The sequence below is a fragment of the Streptomyces sp. NPDC051555 genome (assembly GCF_044454405.1).
In the GTDB taxonomy this organism is placed as follows: Bacteria; Actinomycetota; Actinomycetes; order Streptomycetales; family Streptomycetaceae; genus Streptomyces.
Window position 1 is genome coordinate 781909 of the sequence record NZ_JBITDP010000001.1, and the last position, 17730, is coordinate 799638.

Sequence of the window (17730 nt, forward strand, 5' to 3'; positions counted from 1 at the left end):
CCTTCCTCACCACTCTGCCCGCCGTAGGCACTGCGGCATTCCCAGCTTCCCCCACCGGCGCGGACCCCGCACCCGCTGGACCTCACTCGTGCAGCAGCGCGCAGACGAAGTCCTCCTGGACCGCAGGACCGCAGGACCGCAGGACCGCAGGACCGGGACCGGCGCCGGGGGACGACGCGGCCGCACCCCGGCGGACCGTGGCCCGTCCGGCCCCGACGCCCGGGCCGGGAGCCCTGCCTCGGCCCCCGGCCCGGCAAGATCCGAAGGGGACGGCCTACGGCGCCGGCGCCGTGGGTGGGGTCGGGGCCGGGGTGCCGTCGAGGGCCAGGGCGGTGAGGAGCACCAGGGAATCGGTCCAGCCGAGCGGTGCGACCGAGGAGGGCCGCCCGCTGCCGTTGACCGTCTCGGACAGCTCGCCGAGCCCGTTGCGCTTGGACAGGACCCAGTCCAGGACGCGTTCGGCTTTCTGCCGCTCACCCGTACCGGCCCAGGCCAGCGCGAAGAAGGTGGTGCTGGGCGTCCAGGCGTACGCCCCCCAACTGAACCCGGGGTCGTTGCCGGGAGTGAGCCCCCCGTTCGGCAGCAGCAGTGCGCGGTGGGTGGAGTCGAGGGCCGTGGCCAGGTCGGCGGGCGCGGTGTTGAAGGGCGGGGCCATGAACGCGGCGGCGCTGTCACGGCCGTGCAGCCCGTCGCTGGTCCGCGGGTAGCCCAGCGGTGCGAAGTGCGTCGCGATGCCGTCGGCGAGGCGCCGGGCGGCCGTCGCCCAGCGCGTCGCGTCGGCGCCCTGGCCGGACGTCCGGGCGAGGTCGGCGGCCGCGTTGAGCCCCGAGAGCAGGGGCGCGGCGGTGCCGATGTTGGCGGTGTCCGTCGGCAGCTCCCAGTAGTCCGGTCCGGCGGGCGGCAGTCCGTCCGCGTCGAGCGAGTCGGCCGCGTGGTCGGCGGCCTTGCGGACCATGGGGTACAGCGCGGCGAGCCTGGCGGCCCGGTCCTTGGCCGGTGCGGCCCGGTACCACTGCCAGGTCGCCCACGGCACCCAGCCGTTGCCGTCGAGCTGCCAGGTCCGCCCGTCGGGCGGACCCGCGCCGTCGAGCGTGGTGCGCGCCTCCCAGGTGCCGTCCGGACGCTGGGTCGCCTGGTCGTGGCGCAGCATCCGGTACGCCTCGGCGTCGTGGCCGGTCGCGGCGAAGGCGGCTGCGGCGAAGCTGCCGTCGCGGGGCCAGGAGTACTCCCACGCCTGTGACCAGGCGGCGGCGAACGCCCCGTTCGGGCGCAGCAGGGCCCGCATGGACAGCAGTGCCCGCCGGGACGCCTCCCGGCGCGCGGGCGTCGACCCGGGCACCTTGCCGGCGGCCAGCCAGGCACGGCTCTCGGCGATCTGCTTCAGCGCACCGGGGTCGTCGGCCTCGGTCACCACCGACGCCCCGCGACCGGCGGGGAGGTGGCGCCAGCGGCCCGACGGCAGGCGCAGGACGTTGCTGCCCTCGACGTAGCCGGCACCCACCGCGAACGAGGGCGCGACGGCCTCCGTCACCTGCTGGTTCGTCAGCAGCCCGGCCGTACGGGCGGCCAGCGAGGAGGTGGGCACGTAGCAGGGCTCGCTCTCCCCGCAGCGGTCGGCGCCGACGGGGTTGACGTGGAAGGCCAGGCGGGCGGCGTCGGCGTGCCAACCTCCCCAGTAGGCCCGGTCGTAGTTCCAGCTGACCGGGGCCCCGGGATCCGCGGTCCGCGTTCCGTGCCAGACGACCGCCTTGCCCTCGCGGGTGGTGGCCTGGACGAACAGGTAGTACGGGCTCCCCGCCGTGAGCGGTGCGCCGAACGGAACTTCGATCCAGCCCGCTCCCGCACCGCCGAGGGCGGCCAGGTCCAGCGTCCGGGTGGCGACGGCGGACGCGGCGCCGTCCAGCGCGGTGCGCACCTGCACGGTCACCGTGCCGGTGGAGGCCGCGCTGGTCAGGTAGAAGCCGACCCGGTCGAGACGGGAGCCGGCGGCGGTGAACTCCTGCGCCGCCGCGTGGTCCGCGGCCTTGATGCCGAACAGGCCCACGTCGTGCCGGGCCTGCTCCGCGCGCGGGGCGGAGGCGGCTGCGTCGGCGGTGGTGGTGCCGATGGTGCCGGCGGTGGTGTCGGTGGTGTCGGTGGTCGGTCCGGGAATGCTCAGCAGGGCTGTCGCCAGGACGGCGGACAGGGTGATGGACGGGGCCATGAGCCTCCCTCGTTCGGTGACGTGCCGTCACCGCCGCAACACCGCGGGGGCGCCGCGGACGCACGTCATGCGTGGGTAACGAGGGCCGCCGCGCCGCGTTCCTCCAGGCTCGCGGGATCGACCCGGAGAGACCAAGGAGTGCGGAATTTGCCTAAAGCTTTTAGGTAAATCAATAATGACTTCAGGTTGATGGAGGGATGACCATGGCACGCGCGGGATTGACCACGGCACGTCTGGTGCGGGCGGGGGCGGAGCTGGCCGACGAGGTCGGCTTCGAGCAGGTGACCGTCTCGGCGCTCGCCCGACAGTTCGACGTCAAGGTCGCGAGCCTGTACTCGCATGTGAAGAACTCCCACGACCTCAAGACCGGGATCGCCCTGCTCGCGCTGGAAGAACTCGCCGACGCGGTCGCCGTCGCCCTCGCGGGGCGGGCGGGCAAGGACGCCCTGGCGGCCTTCGCGAACGTCTACCGCGACTACGCCCGGCAGCACCCCGGTCGCTACGCCGCGGCGCAGTTCCCGCTCGACCCGGAGGCGGCCGCCGCGAGCGCGGGCGGCCGGCACGCCCGGATGACCCGGGCGATCCTGCGCGGGTACGACCTGACGGAGCCCGACCAGACGCACGCGGTCCGGCTGTTGGGCAGTGTGTTCCACGGTTACGTCACCCTGGAGCTGTCCGGCGGCTTCAGCCACAGTGCTCCCGACTCGCAGGAGACCTGGTCGTGGATCCTCGACCGGCTGGACGCCCTCCTGCGCAGCTGGACCACGCCGCCGCACAGCGGTGGCGCACCGCCGCATCCGGGCGATGCGAGCCCTTCGACGGACAGGCTGACGACACCATGAGCACGCACCGCTGGATCACCACACCGATCACCGCGGACCTCCTGCGCGGAGCGCTGGACCTGGAGCACACCGAACAGGGCGTCCTGCCGCACCGGCTGCCCGCCCGGGCCCGCGCCCAGAACGTCGACGGCCAGCTCGCCATGGCGGAGTCGCAGCCCTCCGGCGTACGGCTCGTCTTCCGCACCCGGGCCACCGTCCTCGAACTCGACGCCCTGCCCACCAAGCGCGTCTACGTGGGCGCCCCGCCGCGCCCCGAGGGCGTCTACGACCTGCTGGTCGACGGCAACCTGGCCGGGCGGGCCGGCGTCGCCGGGGGCACCACCCTGACCATCGACCTGGCCGCGGGCACCACCACCGAGCAGCCCGGCCCGGTCGGCACCCTCCGCTTCTCCGGCCTCGCCGACGCGGACAAGGACGTGGAGATCTGGCTGCCGCACAACGAGAGCACTCGTCTGGTGGCCCTGCGCTCCGACGCGCCCGTCGAGCCCGCGCCGGACCGCGGGCGCAGGGTGTGGCTGCACCACGGCAGCTCGATCAGTCACGGATCCGACGCCGCGAGCCCCAGCACCACCTGGCCCGCGCTGGCCGCCGCCCTCGGTGGGGTGGAGCTGACCAACCTGGGCCTGGGCGGCAGCGCCCTGCTCGACCCGTTCACCGCCCGCGCCCTGCGCGACACCCCCGCCGACCTGATCAGCCTCAAGATCGGCATCAACCTGGTCAACACCGACCTGATGCGGCTGCGAGCCTTCGGTCCCGCCGTCCACGGCTTCCTCGACACCATCCGCGAGGGTCACCCCGATGCGCCGCTGCTGGTGGTCTCCTCCATCCTGTGCCCGATCCACGAGGACACCCCGGGTCCCAGCGCCCCCGACTTCGCCGCCTTCAGCGCCGGTCGACTGCGCTTCCTGGCCACCGGTGACCCCGCGGAGCGCGCGAGCGGCAAGCTGACCCTCGGCGTCGTCCGGGAGGAACTGGCCCGGATCGTGGCGGAGCGGGCGGCCTGCGACCCGAACCTGCACTACCTGGACGGCCGCGAGCTCTACGGCGAGGCCGACAACGCCGAGCTGCCGCTCCCCGACGAGCTGCACCCGGACGCCGCCACGCACCGCCGCATCGGCGAGCGCTTCGCCGCACGCGCCTTCGCACCCGAGGCCCCCTTCGCGGACCCGACCGCCCGACCCGCCCCCTGACCCCGCCCCCTGACCCCGCCCCCTGGCCCCACCCCGTGACCCGGCCGGCGGGGTCACCCCCGCTCCAGCACCGCCGCGATCACGTGCCGGGCGTTGCGGGCCATCGCCGGGTTGGTGTTCCGGTAGTACGGCAGCGCGATCACCGCCCGGGACATGGCCCGGGCGCGGCCGCGCAGCCAGGTCGCGTCGTCCACGCCGAGGGCCGTGCGGAAGCGCTCCGCAGCACCGGCAGCCCGGCCCACCGCGGGAACCGGCCGGCGACCAGGCGTCGTACGAGGCCCTCGTCGATGGGGTGGCTGTCCGCGTGCATCTGTTCCGCGCCCACCGCGCTCGTGCTCATGACGCACCATCCGACCGTCGGACACGGCGGGGCGTCAAACGGGTTTCCCGGGCGGTGGGTTACACGGAATACACGGAATACACGGAATGCGCGGAACCAGCCGTTCCGGGCGTTGATACGCGGTTGATACATGATCGTGCGGTTCCCGACCGGTGACCCCGCGATGCTGGAAACGTCGGTCTCCCAGACTGCTCGAAGGACGCACCGGCCCGGCGCAGCCGATCGCCGTGACCAGCGCCCAGGAAAGGCAGGATCCACACCGTGGCAGCGCGGCACAGCCGGCTGCCGGTCATCGCCCTCTCCCTGTTGGGACTGGCGCTCACCGGCGGCTTCGCCCTATCCCAGCGGCCCGGGAGCGGCGCACCGGCACCCTCGCACGGTTCGCCCGCGGTGCCCGCCTCCGGGCCCGGCACCTTCACCAGCGCGCAGGCGTCCGGAGCCGTCATCGGGACCGGCGGGCCGCTGCGCCGCTACCGGGTCGAGGTCGAGGACGGCGTCGACGTGTCGCCGGTGCAGGCGGCCACGGAGATCCAGGCGATCCTCTCCGACCCGAGGAGCTGGGCCGCGCACGGCCAGGCCCGGTTCCAGCTGGTCGACACCGATGCCGACGTCACCATCAAGATCGCCACCCCGAAGACCACCGACACCCTCTGCGCGCCGGTCGGCAACACGCGCGGGGAGCTGAACTGCGAGGTCACCGGGGGAGTCGTCGTCAACCTCAAGCGCTGGACGCAGGGTTCGCCGCAGTACGACGGACCGGCCACCGAGTACCGGCACCTCATCATCAACCACGAGGTGGGCCACATGATCGGCTACCGCCGACACATGGGGTGCCCGGGCCCCGGCCGACCGGCGCCGGTGATGATGCAGCAGATCAAGGGGCTGGACGGCTGCGTGTCCAACGCCTGGCCCTACACCGCGGACGGAACCTTCCTCACGGGCCCCGACGCGCAGTGACGGCGGCCGGGCCCCCGGCCCGGTACGGGCCTTCGGCACGGCCCTTCGGCACGTGGACGGGGGTCCCTTGGTCGTGGGGACGGCGGGGCCTTCGCCTCATGATCGGGCCGCTCGCGCCCCCGTAGCCTTCGAAGGCCGATACGGAGAACGCACCGGCGGTCCCACCGTGCCCCGCGGGACGACGCCCACGGCGCGGCGGGTCCGGTACCAACCCAAGGAGCACGATGGCCGGCCGCGCGCCCGGATCCGATCCCGCCCAGGACGCCCCCCGCATCACGGAGCCCAGCCACCACGCGGTCGGCGTGCACGCGGTGACCACCGCGATGCGGCTGGCGCAGCGGCAGATGGGCGTCCTGCGCAGTGCCCGCACCCTGCTGCGGGTCAACCAGCCGGACGGCTTCGACTGCCCCGGCTGCGCCTGGCCCGAGGAGGACCGGGTGCACCGGGCGGAGTTCTGCGAGAACGGCGCCAAGGCCGTGGCCGAGGAGGCCACCCGGCGGCGGGTGACGCCCGCCTTCTTCGCCGCACACGCGGTGGCCGACCTGCTCGGCAGGTCCGGCTACTGGCTCGGCCAACAGGGCCGGCTCACCCACCCGATGCTGCTGGACGAAGGCGCCACGCACTACGTCCCGGTCAGCTGGGAGCGGGCGTACGAGATCATCGGCGAGGAGTTCGCCGCCCTCGACTCGCCCGACGAGGCCGTCTTCTACACCTCCGGACGGACCCCGAACGAACCGGCCTTCGCACTCCAGCTCCTCGCCCGGCGCCTGGGCACCAACAACCTGCCGGACTGCGCCAACATGTGCCACGAGGCCACCGGGGACGCGCTGGTGGAAACCCTCGGCGTCGGCAAGGGAAGCGTCTCCCTGGAGGACATCCACCACGCCGACCTGGTCATCGTCGCCGGGCAGAACCCCGGCACCAACCACCCGCGGATGATGGCCGCGCTCGAACAGACCAAGGGCAACGGCGGCCGGGTCATCAGCGTGAACCCGCTGCCCGAAGCGGGATTGGAACGGTTCAAGAACCCCCAGCGCCCGCGCGGCGTGGTGGGCGAGGGCACCAAGCTCACCGACCTGTTCCTACAGATCCGTACGGGCGGCGACCTCGCCCTCTTCCGGGCCCTGAACCAGCTGCTGTTGCGCGCCGAGGACGAGGCCCCGGGCACCGTCCTCGACCGGTCCTTCATCGCCGAGCACACCCTCGGCTTCGAGGACTGGGAGCAGGACGCCCGCGCCACCGACCGGGACGACGTGCTGGCCGCCACCGGCCTGCCCATGGAGCAGATCGAAGCGGCCGCGCGGATGGTCCTGGAGTCCAAGAGCGTGATCGTGTGCTGGGCGCTCGGCCTGACCCAGCACAAGCACTCCGTGCCCACGCTGCGGGAGATCGTCAACTTCCTGCTGCTGCGCGGCAACGTGGGCCGCCCCGGCGCGGGCGTCTGCCCGGTCCGCGGCCACTCCAACGTGCAGGGCGACCGCACGATGGGCATCTACGAACGCCCCACCGAGGCCTTCCACCGGGCGCTCGGCGAGGAGTTCGGATTCACCTCGCCGCGCCACCACGGCTACGACTCGGTGGGCGCCATCAAGGCGATGCGCGACGGCAAGGTGAAGGTCTTCGTCGGCATGGGCGGCAACTTCGCGGCCGCGGCCCCGGACACCCCCGTCACCGAGGAAGCCCTGCGCCGCTGCTCCCTGACGGTGCAGATCTCCACCAAGCCCAACCGGTCCCACCTGGTCACGGGCCGGCGCGCGCTGATCCTGCCCACGCTGGGACGCTCGGACGAGGACCGCACGCAGGCGGGGCCGCAGTTCGTGACCGTGGAGGACTCGATGGGACGGGTGCACGCCTCGCGCGGGCGGCTGAAGCCCGAACCGATGCTGCGCTCGGAGACCTCCATCGTCTGCGCGATGGCCCGCGCGGCGCTCGGCCCCGACGACGACGTCCCCTGGGAGGAGTTCGCCGCCGACTACGACCGGCTGCGCGGCCGCATCGAGCGGGTGGTCCCGGGCTTCGAGGACTTCAACGCCCGGGTGCGCCGGCCCGGCGGTTTCGTGCTGCCGCACGCCCCCCGGGACGCGCGCAGCTTCCCCACCCACACGGGCAAGGCCAACTTCACGGTCAACGACATGGTGGTGCTCGACGTCCCCGAAGGGCGGCTGCTGCTCCAGACGCTGCGCTCGCACGACCAGTACAACACCACGATCTACGGCCTCGACGACCGCTACCGCGGCGTCCACGACGGACGGCGCGTGGTCCTGGTCAGCCCCGCGGACATCACCGCGCTCGGCGTGACCGAGGGGTCCTTCGTCGACCTCGTCTCCGAGTGGCCCGACGGCCGGGAGCGCCGGGCCGCCCACTTCAAGGTGGTCCCCTACCCCACGGCGCGGGGATGCGCGGCCGCCTACATGCCGGAGGCGACCGTCCTGGTGCCCCTCGACCACACCTCGGACATCAGCAACACCCCCGCCTACAAGTCGGTCGTCATCCGCTTCGAGCCGGACAGCGGACCGGACGCGGTCGTGGTGATCTGAGGGCGGACCGCTGACGCCGGACCGCTGACGACGGACCGCTGACCGCCGAGCGGGCCGGCCCGACCGGCCCGCCGGCGCGGCTCAGCGGCCGCGCTGGATCTCGAAGTGGTCGATCCGCTGCCCCGTTTCGGCGAGGTGCTGACCTTCAGCTTCGGGGTGCGGCCGGTTTCCACCTCCACCGCGAGGGAGGGGTGGTCGGTGTACCGCACCCGGACCATTCGACGGTCTCGGTCGCCTTCGTCCCGCCCTTGGTGGCTGCTTCACCGCGAAGGGGGTCTGCCAGGAGACCCGCATCTGCGTCCTGGGGTCGGCGCCGAACTGCAGGTGGCGGCCGAACGGGGCGGCCAGGGAGTCGTCGACGCCGCGCCGCGCGGTGGAGGTCACCACGGTGGGGGCCGCGTAGGCGGGGAGGCCGCCCCGGTGGTCGGTCCGGCTCCGGCCACCGCCGCGGTGAGCGCTCCCGCGCGCAGGGCGCCGCGCCGGGTGAACTTCGCGCGCAGGTAGTCGTGCTGCTCGGCCATGTTCATGCGGGCGGCGAGCTTCTCGGGGATGCCGAAGCTGGGAAGGTCCATGGCGCGAACCTCCTCTCCACGGGCGACGGGAAGCTCACCAGACGGTGAACGGGGGAGGTACGGATTCCCATGTGACGTCCTGGAATCCGGTGCGCCGCGCATGGGGGTTCCGCCCCGTCAGGTCGCCCCGTCAGGTCGTCCCGGTCAGGAGGGAACGCAGACCTCCTTGCCCTTGAGGGTCCCCTGGCCGACCACCTCCAGCAGCGGGTACACGCAGCCGGCGGCGAGGTAGGTCCGCCAGGTCTCGGTGCCCGTGTCGGTTCCCGGGACCAGCGGACCGTGCACGTTCCTGCTGAAGTTCGCGGCGCCGCCCGTGGTGTTCTGCCAGCCGAGCCGGACGTGGACGGCGTCCCCGGCCCGCTTCCAGTAGCCGACGCCGATGACGCCCTGCGCGCCGACCCGGCCGTTGACGTCGATGCACAGGGTGCCGTTGCCGAGGTCCGTGCAGCGCTGCACGTACGCCTTGGCGCCGGTGGGCGCGGCCGGTGCGGCGTGCGCCGTGGCCGTCGAGGTCGCGGACAGGAGCAGGGTGGCGACCGCGACCGCCGTGCCGGCCTTCGCGAACGTACGGGTGTGACTGCTGAGGAGCGCGGTGTGCATGGGAGTTCCCTTTCGCCGGGGGAGCGGGTCGGTTCGAGCCTGGTGCACCCCGGTTCGGCCGTCGAGGAGGCGGCCGTCTCCTCCCGGGGACGGATCCGGGAAACCCCGGGAAACCCCGAAGAGCCCGGGGGCATCCCCCCGCGACATGCATATGTCGTTCACCGGCATATAGTGGCCACATGAATCCCGGTCCGGCGGCGGTCGACGCCGCCGTGCGTGCCGGGGACTCGGCGTGTGACGGAGATGGAGCAGGCATGGCCAGCAAGAAGAACCTCGTCGCCAACCGGGCGTCGCTCGCCCACAAGGTCCGGTACGCCGCGAGCAGCCCGCACCGCATCGCCCCGTACCTGAAGCGGGCCGCGCGCGACCGCTGGTTGGCCTTCAAGCACCCCGACCACGTGAGCTACTACCGCGCGGTGATGGCCTCGGACACCCGGCGCAACCCCGAGGCCGCCGTGGGCAGTCAGACGCACGAACGCTGGCTCGCGCTCGGCCGGATGCAGTTCGACTACCTGCTGCGGCACGACCTCGCGCCGGGCGCCAGGATGCTGGACATAGGCTGCGGCAACCTGCGCGCGGGCTGGCGCTTCATCGACTACCTGGAGCCGGGCCACTACTACGGCATCGACATCTCGCCCGACATCCTGATCGCCGCGAAGGAGACCCTGACCGAGCGGGGGCTCCAGGACAAGGTCCCGCACCTGACCATCACGGGGAACCTGACGCTGGACTTCCTGCCCGACGCCCACTTCGACGTCGTGCACGCGCACAGCGTGTTCTCGCACTCGCCGATCGAGGTCATCGACGAGTGCCTCGCGCACGTCGGCCGGGTGCTGGCGCCGGGAGGCCACTTCGACTTCACCTTCGACCGCACCACCGGTTCCGAGCACCAGGTGCTGCGCGAGGACTTCTACTACCGCACCGAGACCCTGATCGCCCTGGCCGCCCGGCACGGACTCGCGGCCCGGTTCATGGACGACTGGGAGGAGCTCGGCCACGGCCAGTCCAAGATCCGGGTCAGCGCGCGCTGACCCGGCCCGTACGGCCCCGAGCGCCGGTGACAGGTCAGCGCGGGCCGGTCTCAGGTGGGTGTGGGCGTCCCGGAGTTCCGCCTCCGCCACTGCCGTACGCCGAAGGCCGTGATGGCGATCAGCAGCAGGATCGAGGGGATGCTGTCCCCGTCGACCACGCCGCCGAAGAAGCTGGTGATCATGAAGGGCAGTGCGGCGAGCGCGACCTGAGGCGCGGTGCGCAGCCCCGACAGGGCGTAGCGGCCCGCCAGCGCCAGCGCCGCGAGCACGGGGACCCCGTACCGCCAGTGCAGGAAGAGCCCGATCCCCTTCGAGTCGAGCAGGGCGAAGAGGAAGACCGCGAGCGGGGCCCACAGGACCAGGGCCACCACCCCGGCGGTACTGAGGATCCGGCGCGGCGGCCGCAGGTCCGGCGGGCAGGCCAGCGGGAGGACGGCGGACACCAGCGGCAGCAGCAGGAAAGCCGGGAGCTGCCACGGCACCGGCAGGTCGGCGGGCAGCACCACGACGAGGACGCAAAGGGCGTTGGCGATCATGCCGACCAGGGACCACAGGGCGCCCGAGGCACGTCCGCACAGCGCCAGTACCGCGCCGACGAGCGCCACCACGTAGCTGCCGCTCGTGGCGTAGGTGAGCGGCACGAGGAAGTCGGGGTTGTGGCTGATCTGCCAGTCGGAGACCGTCGAGATCAGGTTGAAGGCGGCGTACGAGGCCGTGGCGGCCAGCGCGTAGGGCGACACGGCGGCGAAGAGCCGCCCGCCCGGCTGCGCGGAGCCGGCGCCCAGTCGCAGCCGGAACGCGTGCGCCGCGATGTCGGCGGCCTCCCGGAAACGGGTGCGCCGGTCGGCCCCTTCGGTCGCCTCGCGGTAGGCCTCGGCTATCTCGTCGCCGAACTCGCGGCGGAACCTGGCCGGGTACAGGCGCAGCAGCGGCAGGCTCACGCGGTGGCCCGGCCGGTGACGCCGCCGGTGGCCCCGCCGGTGACGCCCAGGCGCCGGGTCGCCTCGCGCGCCGTCGCGGCGATCCGCTTCGCTTCGGCGCCGAGGCCCTCCCGCCCGGCCGGGGTGAGCGTGTACGTACGGCGCAGGCGGCTGTCCACGACCTCTTCCTCGTGCACCTCGATCAGGCCCTGCCCGAGCAGGCGCTCCAGGGCGCCGTACAGCGTGCCGGTGCGCAGCTTGACCCGACCGTCCGAGATCTTCTCCACCTCGCGGGCGATGGCGTAGCCGTGCCGGGGCTCGTCCGCGAGCGCGGTCAGGAGGAGGAGGGTGGGTTCCTGCATCGCACGATCGCTCATGTCCGCATCGTAGGTCACCCACCGGCATATAACGGCGGCGGAGCGGGAGGGGTGCGGGGAGCGGTCGGCCGACCGCCCGCCGAAGGGTCCCATCGACCGGGCCGGCGTCATGGAGGTTCGTACGAGCGAATTAAGGTGAGGGGGTACGGCGGCAGAGGGGACATTCGGCGTGAGCAGACGCGGCGGGGCAGCAGACCAGGGGTCGGGCGACGATCGGGCGACCGCCGGGGTCGGGGCCGGGCGCAAGGCCCCCGCGGGCCGTCGGCGCAAGCGCCGCACCGAGCGTGCCGGCGCGGCCGCGTGGGTCGCCGCCCGCCGGGCCGCGCTCGCACCCGCCCTCGCGCCGCTCGTCGCCCGCGCGCGACCGCTGGCCCGGCGGATGAAGCCGGACTACCCCCGGCCCGGGCGCAGCGACTGGCGCCGGTGGATCCCGTCCTGGCGCCAATGGCTGGGCGCGTGCCTCTACGGCTTCCTCGCCACGCTCGCCTTCGTCGGCTGCGCCTACGCGGTCACCGACATACCCGACGACCTGAACTCCTTCGCGAAGCAGCAGGACAACGTCTACTACTGGTCCGACGGTTCCAAGATGGCCCGCACGGGCTGGGTGAGCCGCCAGGAAATGCCGCTGGAGAAGGTCCCCGAGCCGGTCCAGGGCGCCATCCTCTCGGCCGAGAACGCGAGCTTCTACTCGGACCCCGGGGTCTCCCCCTCGGGCTTCCTGCGCGCGGTGAAGGCCGCCGTGACCGGGGGCGAGACCCAGGGCGGCTCGACCATCACGCAGCAGTACGTGAAGAACGCCTACCTGAACCAGGACCGTACCGTCTCCCGGAAGTTCACCGAGATCCTCCTCGCGGTGAAACTGGACCGGCAGAAGAGCAAGCAGCAGATCCTGCAGGACTACCTCAACACCAGCTGGTTCGGCCGGGGCACCTACGGCATCCAGCGCGCCTCCCAGGCGTACTACGGCAAGGACGTATCCCAGCTCAACGCCAGCGAGGGCGCCTTCCTCGCCTCGCTCCTCAAGGGCGCCGCCCTCTACGACCCGGCGATCAGCAAGGAGAACCGGGCCCGCGCGGTGGAACGCTGGAGCTGGACGCTGGACCGGATGGTCGCGACCGGCAACCTCACGGCGGCCGAGCGCGCGAAGTACACGAAGTTCCCCGACCCCGTGGAGCGGTCCGTCGCCAGCGACGCCACCGGTCAGTCCGGCTACCTGGTGGAGCTGGCCAAGGCGTACGCGATCAAGTCGGGGCACATCAAGGACGCCGACTTCGACCTCGGCGGCTACCAGATCTACACGACCTTCGACAGGTCCCGCATGGACGCGCTCACCGCGGCCGTGCAGAAGACGCAGAAGGACTTCGACGCCGAGCACCGGCCCACCACCGACACGTACGCGAAGATCGGCGCGGCCAGCGTCGCCCCCGACGGGCGGCTGCTCGCCGTCTACGGCGGACCCGACTACCTGAAGCAGGGCTTCAACGAATCGAACGCGACGACGATCCCGGTCGGCACGGCCTTCACCCCCTTCGTGTACGCCACCGCGCTGGACGACGGGGTGCTGCGCACGCGCGGCAAGCCCCGCACCAAGGTCGCCCCGACCTCCCTCTACGACGGCAACGACCAGGTCACCGTGCAGACGCCCGACGGCCCCTACTGGGACCGCAGCGGCAAGGTCGTCAAGGGACGCAACGACGGCGCCCGCAGCTGGGGCCAGGTCACCCTGCGCCAGGCCGTCGCCGACTCCGTGAACACCCCGATGCTGCAACTGGGCCTCGACGTCGGACTCGACCGGGTCGACGGCTTGGCCCAGCGCGCCGGACTGCTCGGCGCGAGCCTCGGCCCCCAGGTGCCCGGCTTCGCGCTCGGGGAGAACTCGACGCCCAGCGCGATCCGGATGGCCGGGGCCTACGAGACCTTCGCCGCCGCCGGCATGCACACCGAGCCCTATTCGGTGCGCTCGATCACGCGCAACGGGAGCGCGCTGCCGGTCGTGGCCCCCAAGCCCGCCCGGGCGATGTCGGCCACGGCGGCCGCGTCGGTGACCAACGCCCTGCGGGACGCCGTCACCGAAGGCTCGGCGAAGGCCGTGAGCAGGACGCACCCGGGCACGGCGGGCAAGACCGGGACGACCGCGGCGAACACCGCGGGCTGGTTCGTCGCCAACACCGGGCAGGAGTCCACCGCCGTGGTGGTCTACCGGATGTCCCTCACCGACCTGATCCCGCTGCCGCTGACCGGCCTCGGTGCGGACGCGCCCGGTACCCCGGGCAGCGACCGGGCGGTCGAGCTGTGGGCGGAGTACATCAAGGCGGTGCGGTGACCCCTCGGGGGTGCGCTACGATTGATCTTGTTCTCGCGGCCGGGATTCCCGGCGGTGGGCTCGCGTTGGTGGTCCAAGGAAAGGCACCCCACTTCCTGTGGGGGGATGCAGGTGCAAGGCCTGCCCAGCGCTCGATCAAGGCCCCGGCCTCCGCAAGGAGTCCGGGGCCTTCGCCGTGCCGCCCGGAGCCTGCCGAGCGCCGTCGCGCGGTCGCCCCCGCCGGTGAGTGCCCGGGGCCTCGTAGGCTGCCGATCATGAACACGATGACGATCGACGGCGGTGCCGGCGGCCCCGTTCTCCTCGACGCGGCGGAGCTGACCTCCGACCCCGAACTCGGGGCGCGCTTCGCGGAGTCCGCCCACGGGATCCTGGCGGAGCTGGTCCGGGCGGGCGCGGCCCTGGGATGGGTCGACCCGCCCTCCCCGGACGAGGTGGCCGAGCTCCTCGACGGGGTGGTCCGCGCCGCGCACGCCGGTGACGCGGCCCTGCGCGCCGCCTACGTCGGGCGTCGGCTGGTCGGCCTGGGGTACTGGCAGCGCTACGCCCGGGCGACCCACCGCCCGCACGCCGACTTGGAGAAGCTCGCGGTGGCCGCTTCCGCCCACGGACGCGGCGTCGGCCGGGCCCTGACCGCGGCCCTGATCGCCGATGCCCGCCGGGCCGGGATCGAGGTCCTCACCCTGGACGCCCGGGGCGACAACGACAACGCCCTGCACCTGTACCGGTCGCTGGGCTTCACCGAATACGGCCGCCTGCCGGACTTCGTCGCCGTCGGGGCGCTCCGCCACGACAAGGTCTTCCACATGCTCGACCTGCGCCGGTGACGGTTGCTTTCAACGTGGTTCATTGCAACGCATCGTTGCGTTCAGTCTTGGGGTCATTGCATCAATTCACCGTCAATGGCCTGGGAAAGCCTGCGCTGATGGGCATTTGGTGATTGACGACGTCGTGAACGCAACGTAGCTTTCGGCATGTGTGAACACGAGATGTCGAGAGATGAGGAACGGTCATGAGCGGATCCACCCACACCGTCACGGCGCTGCCGAGCGAGCGCCGGCCCGGCTGCCCCTTCGATCCGCCGGCCGAACTGGTCGAGGCCCGCGAGCACGGACCCATCAGCCGCTACGCCCACCCCGGCGGCCCGCCCGGCTGGCTCATCACCGGATACGACCTGGTCAGGTCCGTCCTGGCCGACCCGCGGTTCAGCTCGCGCAAGGAGCTCCTGAACGTGGTCGACTTCAGCCTCCCGCCGGCGCCGCCCGGCGAGTTCCTGCTCATGGACGAGCCGCAGCACGGGCGCTACCGGAAGCCCCTGGTGGGCAAGTTCACCGCGCGGCGGATGCGGATGCTCACCGAACGCATCGAGCAGATCACCGCCGAGCGCCTGGACGCGATGGAGGCGGCCGGGCCGACGGCGGACCTGGTGACCGCCTTCGCCAAGCCCATCCCCACCATCGTCATCTGTGAGCTGCTGGGGGTGCCCTACGAGGACCGGGACTCCTTCCAGGAGCAGATCGACACCTTCATGAGCGGGGAGACCGGCGACGAGGAGCTGATGGCGGCCTACACCGCGACCCAGGAGTACCTCGCGCAGCTGGTGGCCGCCAAGCGCGCCGCCCCCACCGACGACGTGCTCAGCGAACTCGCCGCCGGCGACCTGAGCGAGGAGGAGCTGCGGGGGATCGCCCTGATCCTGCTCGCGGCCGGCTTCGACACCACCGCGAACATGCTGGCCCTCGGCGCCTTCGCGCTCTTGCGGAACCCCGCGCAACTGGCCGCCCTGCGCGCCGATCCCGGCCTGATCGACCAGGCCGTGGAGGAGCTGCTGCGGTACCTGAGCGTCGCCAAGTCGTTCATGCGGACGGCGCTCGTGGACGTCGAGGTGGGCGGCCGGACCATCGAGGCCGGCACCACCGTGGTCCTGTCCTACAACACGGCCAACCGCGACCCGGAGCGCTTCGCCGACCCCCACGCGCTCGACCTTGCGCGGGAGGACGGCGGGCACCTGGCCTTCGGTCACGGCATCCACCTGTGCCTGGGGGCGCAGCTGGCCCGCATCGAGATGCGGGTCGCGCTCGGCGCGCTGGTCGCGCGCTTCCCCGGGCTGCGCCTGGCCGTACCCGCCGAGGAGGTCCCGCTGCGCCCGGAGGCCGCGGACATCCATGGGGTGAAGTCCCTCCCGGTCACCTGGGAGGCGTGAGCGCGGCGGCTCGGGGCCGCCCGCGGGCGGGGCTACTTGACCAGGGTCGGCCACTCCGGGGCCTGCGCCGGATCGAGCAGGCGCAGCTGGGCCAGGACCTTCGGGTCCTGGACGTCGAGCCAGTCGGCCAGCTCGCGGAACGACACGCACCGCACTTCCTGGCGCGGGCAGACGTCCTTCATGACGTCTTCGACGGCCTTCATGTAGATGCCCCCGTTCCAGTCCTCGAAGTGGTTGCCGATGTACATCGGTGCCCGGCTGCCGTTGTAGACCCGGTTGAAGCCGTTCAGATAGGACATACGGGTCTGTTCAAGCCATTCCGGGTATTTGGTGGGATCGCCCTTGGTGCTGTCGCCGGACTGGTTGTAGAGGAAGTTGAAGTCCATGGAGAGGACTTGCTTCTCCTTGTTCTGCAAGGGGACGAGTTGGAGGGGAAAGTTCCATATGCCGTTCATTTTGGACGGCCACAGCTGGAAGTCCCCCGACGAGCTCGCGTCGTAGCGCCAGCCGTACGGCTTGGCGGCCTCCAGGAGGTTCTTCTGGCCCTCCAGGCAGGGGGCGCGGCCGCCGACCACCTCGCGGTCCGGGTCGAAGGGCAGCGGTGCCACGTTCGTGAACCCGGTGTTCGTCTTCCAGTTCTTGATGAAGGAGTACGTCTGGTCTATCTCGCTCTTCCACTCGGCGGGGCTCCAGTCCCCGCCGCCCTTGGGCCCGCAGAAGTGGCCGTTGAAGTGCGAGCCGATCTCGTCGCCGTCGCCCCAGGCGCCGCGCAGCTGCTCCAGCGTGGTCTTCACGTGCGGGACGGTCGGGTAGGAGATGGCGGAGGAGCCCGGGCTGTGCTGCGGCGGGGTGTACAGCATCTTCTTGCTCTCGGGCAGCAGGTAGATGCCCGTGAGGAAGAACGTCATGTGCGCCTTGTTCTCCTTGGCCACCTGACGGAAGTGCGAGAAGAGGTGGTCGTCGCCCTCCAGGGCGCCGTCCCAGGAGAACACCACGAACTGCGGCGGCTTCTCGCCGGGCTTCAGCTTCTCGGGCTTGAGCTGGCCCGGCTGCGGCCCGGTGTAGGAGGTGGAGCCGTCCCCCAGCACCTTGACCTTGCCGTCCCAGTTCTTGTCCTCGTCGCGCGCCGCCGCGGCCTTGCCGTTCTGCCCGCCCGAGAGCTCGGCGGCCGCCGTCTTCTCGTCCCCGCCGGCGGCGGAGCCGCCGCCGAGGGTGAGGGCGTAGGTGGTCGCGGTGGCCGCGCAGAGGGCGACCGCGCCGGCGCCGACGCCCATGCGCTTGCGGTTGCGCGCCCGCTCGCGGGCCTTGCGGGCGGCCTTGAGGGCGGCTCGGGATTCCGTCACGGAGGAGTCCGGGGCGTCGTCGGTGTCAGGCATGGCAGCTGTCTTCCCCCGTGGTCACCGCAGCCCCCGCCGCGCATGGATTGTTCATACGAATATAGAACTTGTCTGCATGTCTACCGCACTCCGGACCCTTCGTGCGCGCCGTCTCACAGTGAGGGCACAGCGGGGGCACAGACGGGCACCGATCCGGACGGGGTCGTGCAGGGGGAATTCTGCGGGGACGTCGGCTGTGCGAGGATTCCGCCCGCCGGTTCGTGTGGACCGGTGACAAGGGGAACTATTGTGATACCAAAGA

General features: G+C 72.3%; 13 protein-coding genes and 2 pseudogenes. 8 read left to right on the top strand and 7 right to left on the bottom strand.

Annotated elements, in window-relative coordinates:
- Positions 1–274: 274 nt before the first annotated feature.
- Positions 275–2203, bottom strand: coding sequence for a hypothetical protein (locus ACIBEA_RS03345; protein WP_399257388.1), 1929 nt, complete (start codon positions 2201–2203; stop codon positions 275–277).
- 203 nt (positions 2204–2406) lie between these two features.
- On the opposite strand from ACIBEA_RS03345, the gene ACIBEA_RS03350 reads away from it, so the two are divergent.
- Both ACIBEA_RS03350 and ACIBEA_RS03355 read left to right on the top strand, forming a co-directional pair.
- On the top strand, positions 2407–3045 hold the full coding sequence (locus tag ACIBEA_RS03350) for a TetR/AcrR family transcriptional regulator (RefSeq protein WP_399257390.1): 639 nt from the start codon (positions 2407–2409) through the stop codon (positions 3043–3045).
- Positions 3042–4235, top strand: a complete 1194-nt coding sequence (locus tag ACIBEA_RS03355) for a GDSL-type esterase/lipase family protein (protein WP_399257392.1) — start codon at positions 3042–3044, stop codon at positions 4233–4235. Before ACIBEA_RS03350 ends, ACIBEA_RS03355 begins: the two co-directional genes overlap by 4 nt.
- Before the next feature lie 53 nt (positions 4236–4288).
- On the opposite strand, the pseudogene ACIBEA_RS03360 reads toward ACIBEA_RS03355, so the two are convergent.
- Positions 4289–4465, bottom strand: a pseudogene (locus tag ACIBEA_RS03360) (phosphotransferase); the annotation flags it as partial.
- A 371-nt stretch (positions 4466–4836) separates the two neighbouring features.
- On the opposite strand from ACIBEA_RS03360, the gene ACIBEA_RS03365 reads away from it, so the two are divergent.
- Together ACIBEA_RS03365 and ACIBEA_RS03370 are read left to right on the top strand one after the other, a co-directional pair.
- Positions 4837–5532 (top strand): DUF3152 domain-containing protein, encoded by a 696-nt coding sequence (locus tag ACIBEA_RS03365; RefSeq protein ID WP_399257394.1) that lies wholly within the window; start codon positions 4837–4839, stop codon positions 5530–5532.
- Positions 5533–5756: 224 nt separating this feature from the next.
- Positions 5757–8069, top strand: a complete 2313-nt coding sequence (locus ACIBEA_RS03370; RefSeq protein WP_399257396.1) for an FdhF/YdeP family oxidoreductase — start codon at positions 5757–5759, stop codon at positions 8067–8069.
- Positions 8070–8321: 252 nt separating this feature from the next.
- Here the strand turns inward: ACIBEA_RS03370 and ACIBEA_RS03375 are convergent.
- Together ACIBEA_RS03375 and ACIBEA_RS03380 are read right to left on the bottom strand one after the other, a co-directional pair.
- A pseudogene (locus tag ACIBEA_RS03375) lies at positions 8322–8641 on the bottom strand (fibronectin type III domain-containing protein); the annotation flags it as partial.
- A gap of 144 nt (positions 8642–8785) precedes the next feature.
- On the bottom strand, positions 8786–9241 hold the full coding sequence (locus tag ACIBEA_RS03380; protein WP_399257398.1) for a hypothetical protein: 456 nt from the start codon (positions 9239–9241) through the stop codon (positions 8786–8788).
- Between the two features lie 254 nt (positions 9242–9495).
- Between ACIBEA_RS03380 and ACIBEA_RS03385 the strand changes: the two genes are divergently transcribed.
- Positions 9496–10272, top strand: a complete 777-nt coding sequence (locus ACIBEA_RS03385) for a class I SAM-dependent methyltransferase (RefSeq protein ID WP_399257400.1) — start codon at positions 9496–9498, stop codon at positions 10270–10272.
- 50 nt (positions 10273–10322) lie between these two features.
- Here ACIBEA_RS03385 and ACIBEA_RS03390 read toward each other — a convergent pair whose 3' ends face one another.
- Positions 10323–11213: a hypothetical protein gene (locus ACIBEA_RS03390; protein ID WP_399257402.1), complete on the bottom strand. Its 891-nt coding sequence runs from the start codon at positions 11211–11213 to the stop codon at positions 10323–10325.
- Positions 11210–11569: a PadR family transcriptional regulator gene (locus tag ACIBEA_RS03395; RefSeq protein WP_399257404.1), complete on the bottom strand. Its 360-nt coding sequence runs from the start codon at positions 11567–11569 to the stop codon at positions 11210–11212. The genes ACIBEA_RS03390 and ACIBEA_RS03395 overlap by 4 nt, the downstream gene beginning before the upstream one ends.
- Positions 11570–11738: 169 nt before the next feature.
- Here ACIBEA_RS03395 and ACIBEA_RS03400 point away from each other — a divergent pair, with 169 nt between their 5' ends.
- The 3 genes from ACIBEA_RS03400 (at position 11739) to ACIBEA_RS03410 (ending at position 16092) form a co-directional block, all read left to right on the top strand.
- A complete protein-coding gene (locus ACIBEA_RS03400) occupies positions 11739–13892 on the top strand; it encodes a transglycosylase domain-containing protein (RefSeq protein WP_399257406.1) in 2154 nt (717 codons plus the stop codon).
- A 254-nt stretch (positions 13893–14146) separates the two neighbouring features.
- Positions 14147–14716: a GNAT family N-acetyltransferase gene (locus ACIBEA_RS03405; RefSeq protein WP_399257408.1), complete on the top strand. Its 570-nt coding sequence runs from the start codon at positions 14147–14149 to the stop codon at positions 14714–14716.
- Positions 14717–14901: 185 nt separating this feature from the next.
- Positions 14902–16092, top strand: a complete 1191-nt coding sequence (locus ACIBEA_RS03410; RefSeq protein WP_399257410.1) for a cytochrome P450 — start codon at positions 14902–14904, stop codon at positions 16090–16092.
- A 32-nt stretch (positions 16093–16124) separates the two neighbouring features.
- On the opposite strand, the gene ACIBEA_RS03415 is transcribed toward ACIBEA_RS03410, so the two are convergent.
- A complete protein-coding gene (locus tag ACIBEA_RS03415) occupies positions 16125–17468 on the bottom strand; it encodes a hypothetical protein (RefSeq protein WP_399257412.1) in 1344 nt (447 codons plus the stop codon).
- Positions 17469–17730: the final 262 nt, after the last annotated feature.

Bases quoted from the DNA above. Each gene is read 5' to 3' on its own strand.
- ACIBEA_RS03345 (WP_399257388.1), bottom strand. From the start codon at position 2,203: ATGGCCCCGTCCATCACCCTGTCCGCCGTCCTGGCGACAGCCCTGCTG.
- ACIBEA_RS03350 (WP_399257390.1), top strand. From the start codon at position 2,407: ATGGCACGCGCGGGATTGACCACGGCACGTCTGGTGCGGGCGGGGGCG.
- ACIBEA_RS03355 (WP_399257392.1), top strand. From the start codon at position 3,042: ATGAGCACGCACCGCTGGATCACCACACCGATCACCGCGGACCTCCTG.
- ACIBEA_RS03370 (WP_399257396.1), top strand. From the start codon at position 5,757: ATGGCCGGCCGCGCGCCCGGATCCGATCCCGCCCAGGACGCCCCCCGC.
- ACIBEA_RS03380 (WP_399257398.1), bottom strand. From the start codon at position 9,241: ATGCACACCGCGCTCCTCAGCAGTCACACCCGTACGTTCGCGAAGGCC.
- ACIBEA_RS03385 (WP_399257400.1), top strand. From the start codon at position 9,496: ATGGCCAGCAAGAAGAACCTCGTCGCCAACCGGGCGTCGCTCGCCCAC.
- ACIBEA_RS03395 (WP_399257404.1), bottom strand. From the start codon at position 11,569: ATGAGCGATCGTGCGATGCAGGAACCCACCCTCCTCCTCCTGACCGCG.
- ACIBEA_RS03405 (WP_399257408.1), top strand. From the start codon at position 14,147: ATGAACACGATGACGATCGACGGCGGTGCCGGCGGCCCCGTTCTCCTC.
- ACIBEA_RS03410 (WP_399257410.1), top strand. From the start codon at position 14,902: ATGAGCGGATCCACCCACACCGTCACGGCGCTGCCGAGCGAGCGCCGG.
- ACIBEA_RS03415 (WP_399257412.1), bottom strand. From the start codon at position 17,468: ATGCCTGACACCGACGACGCCCCGGACTCCTCCGTGACGGAATCCCGA.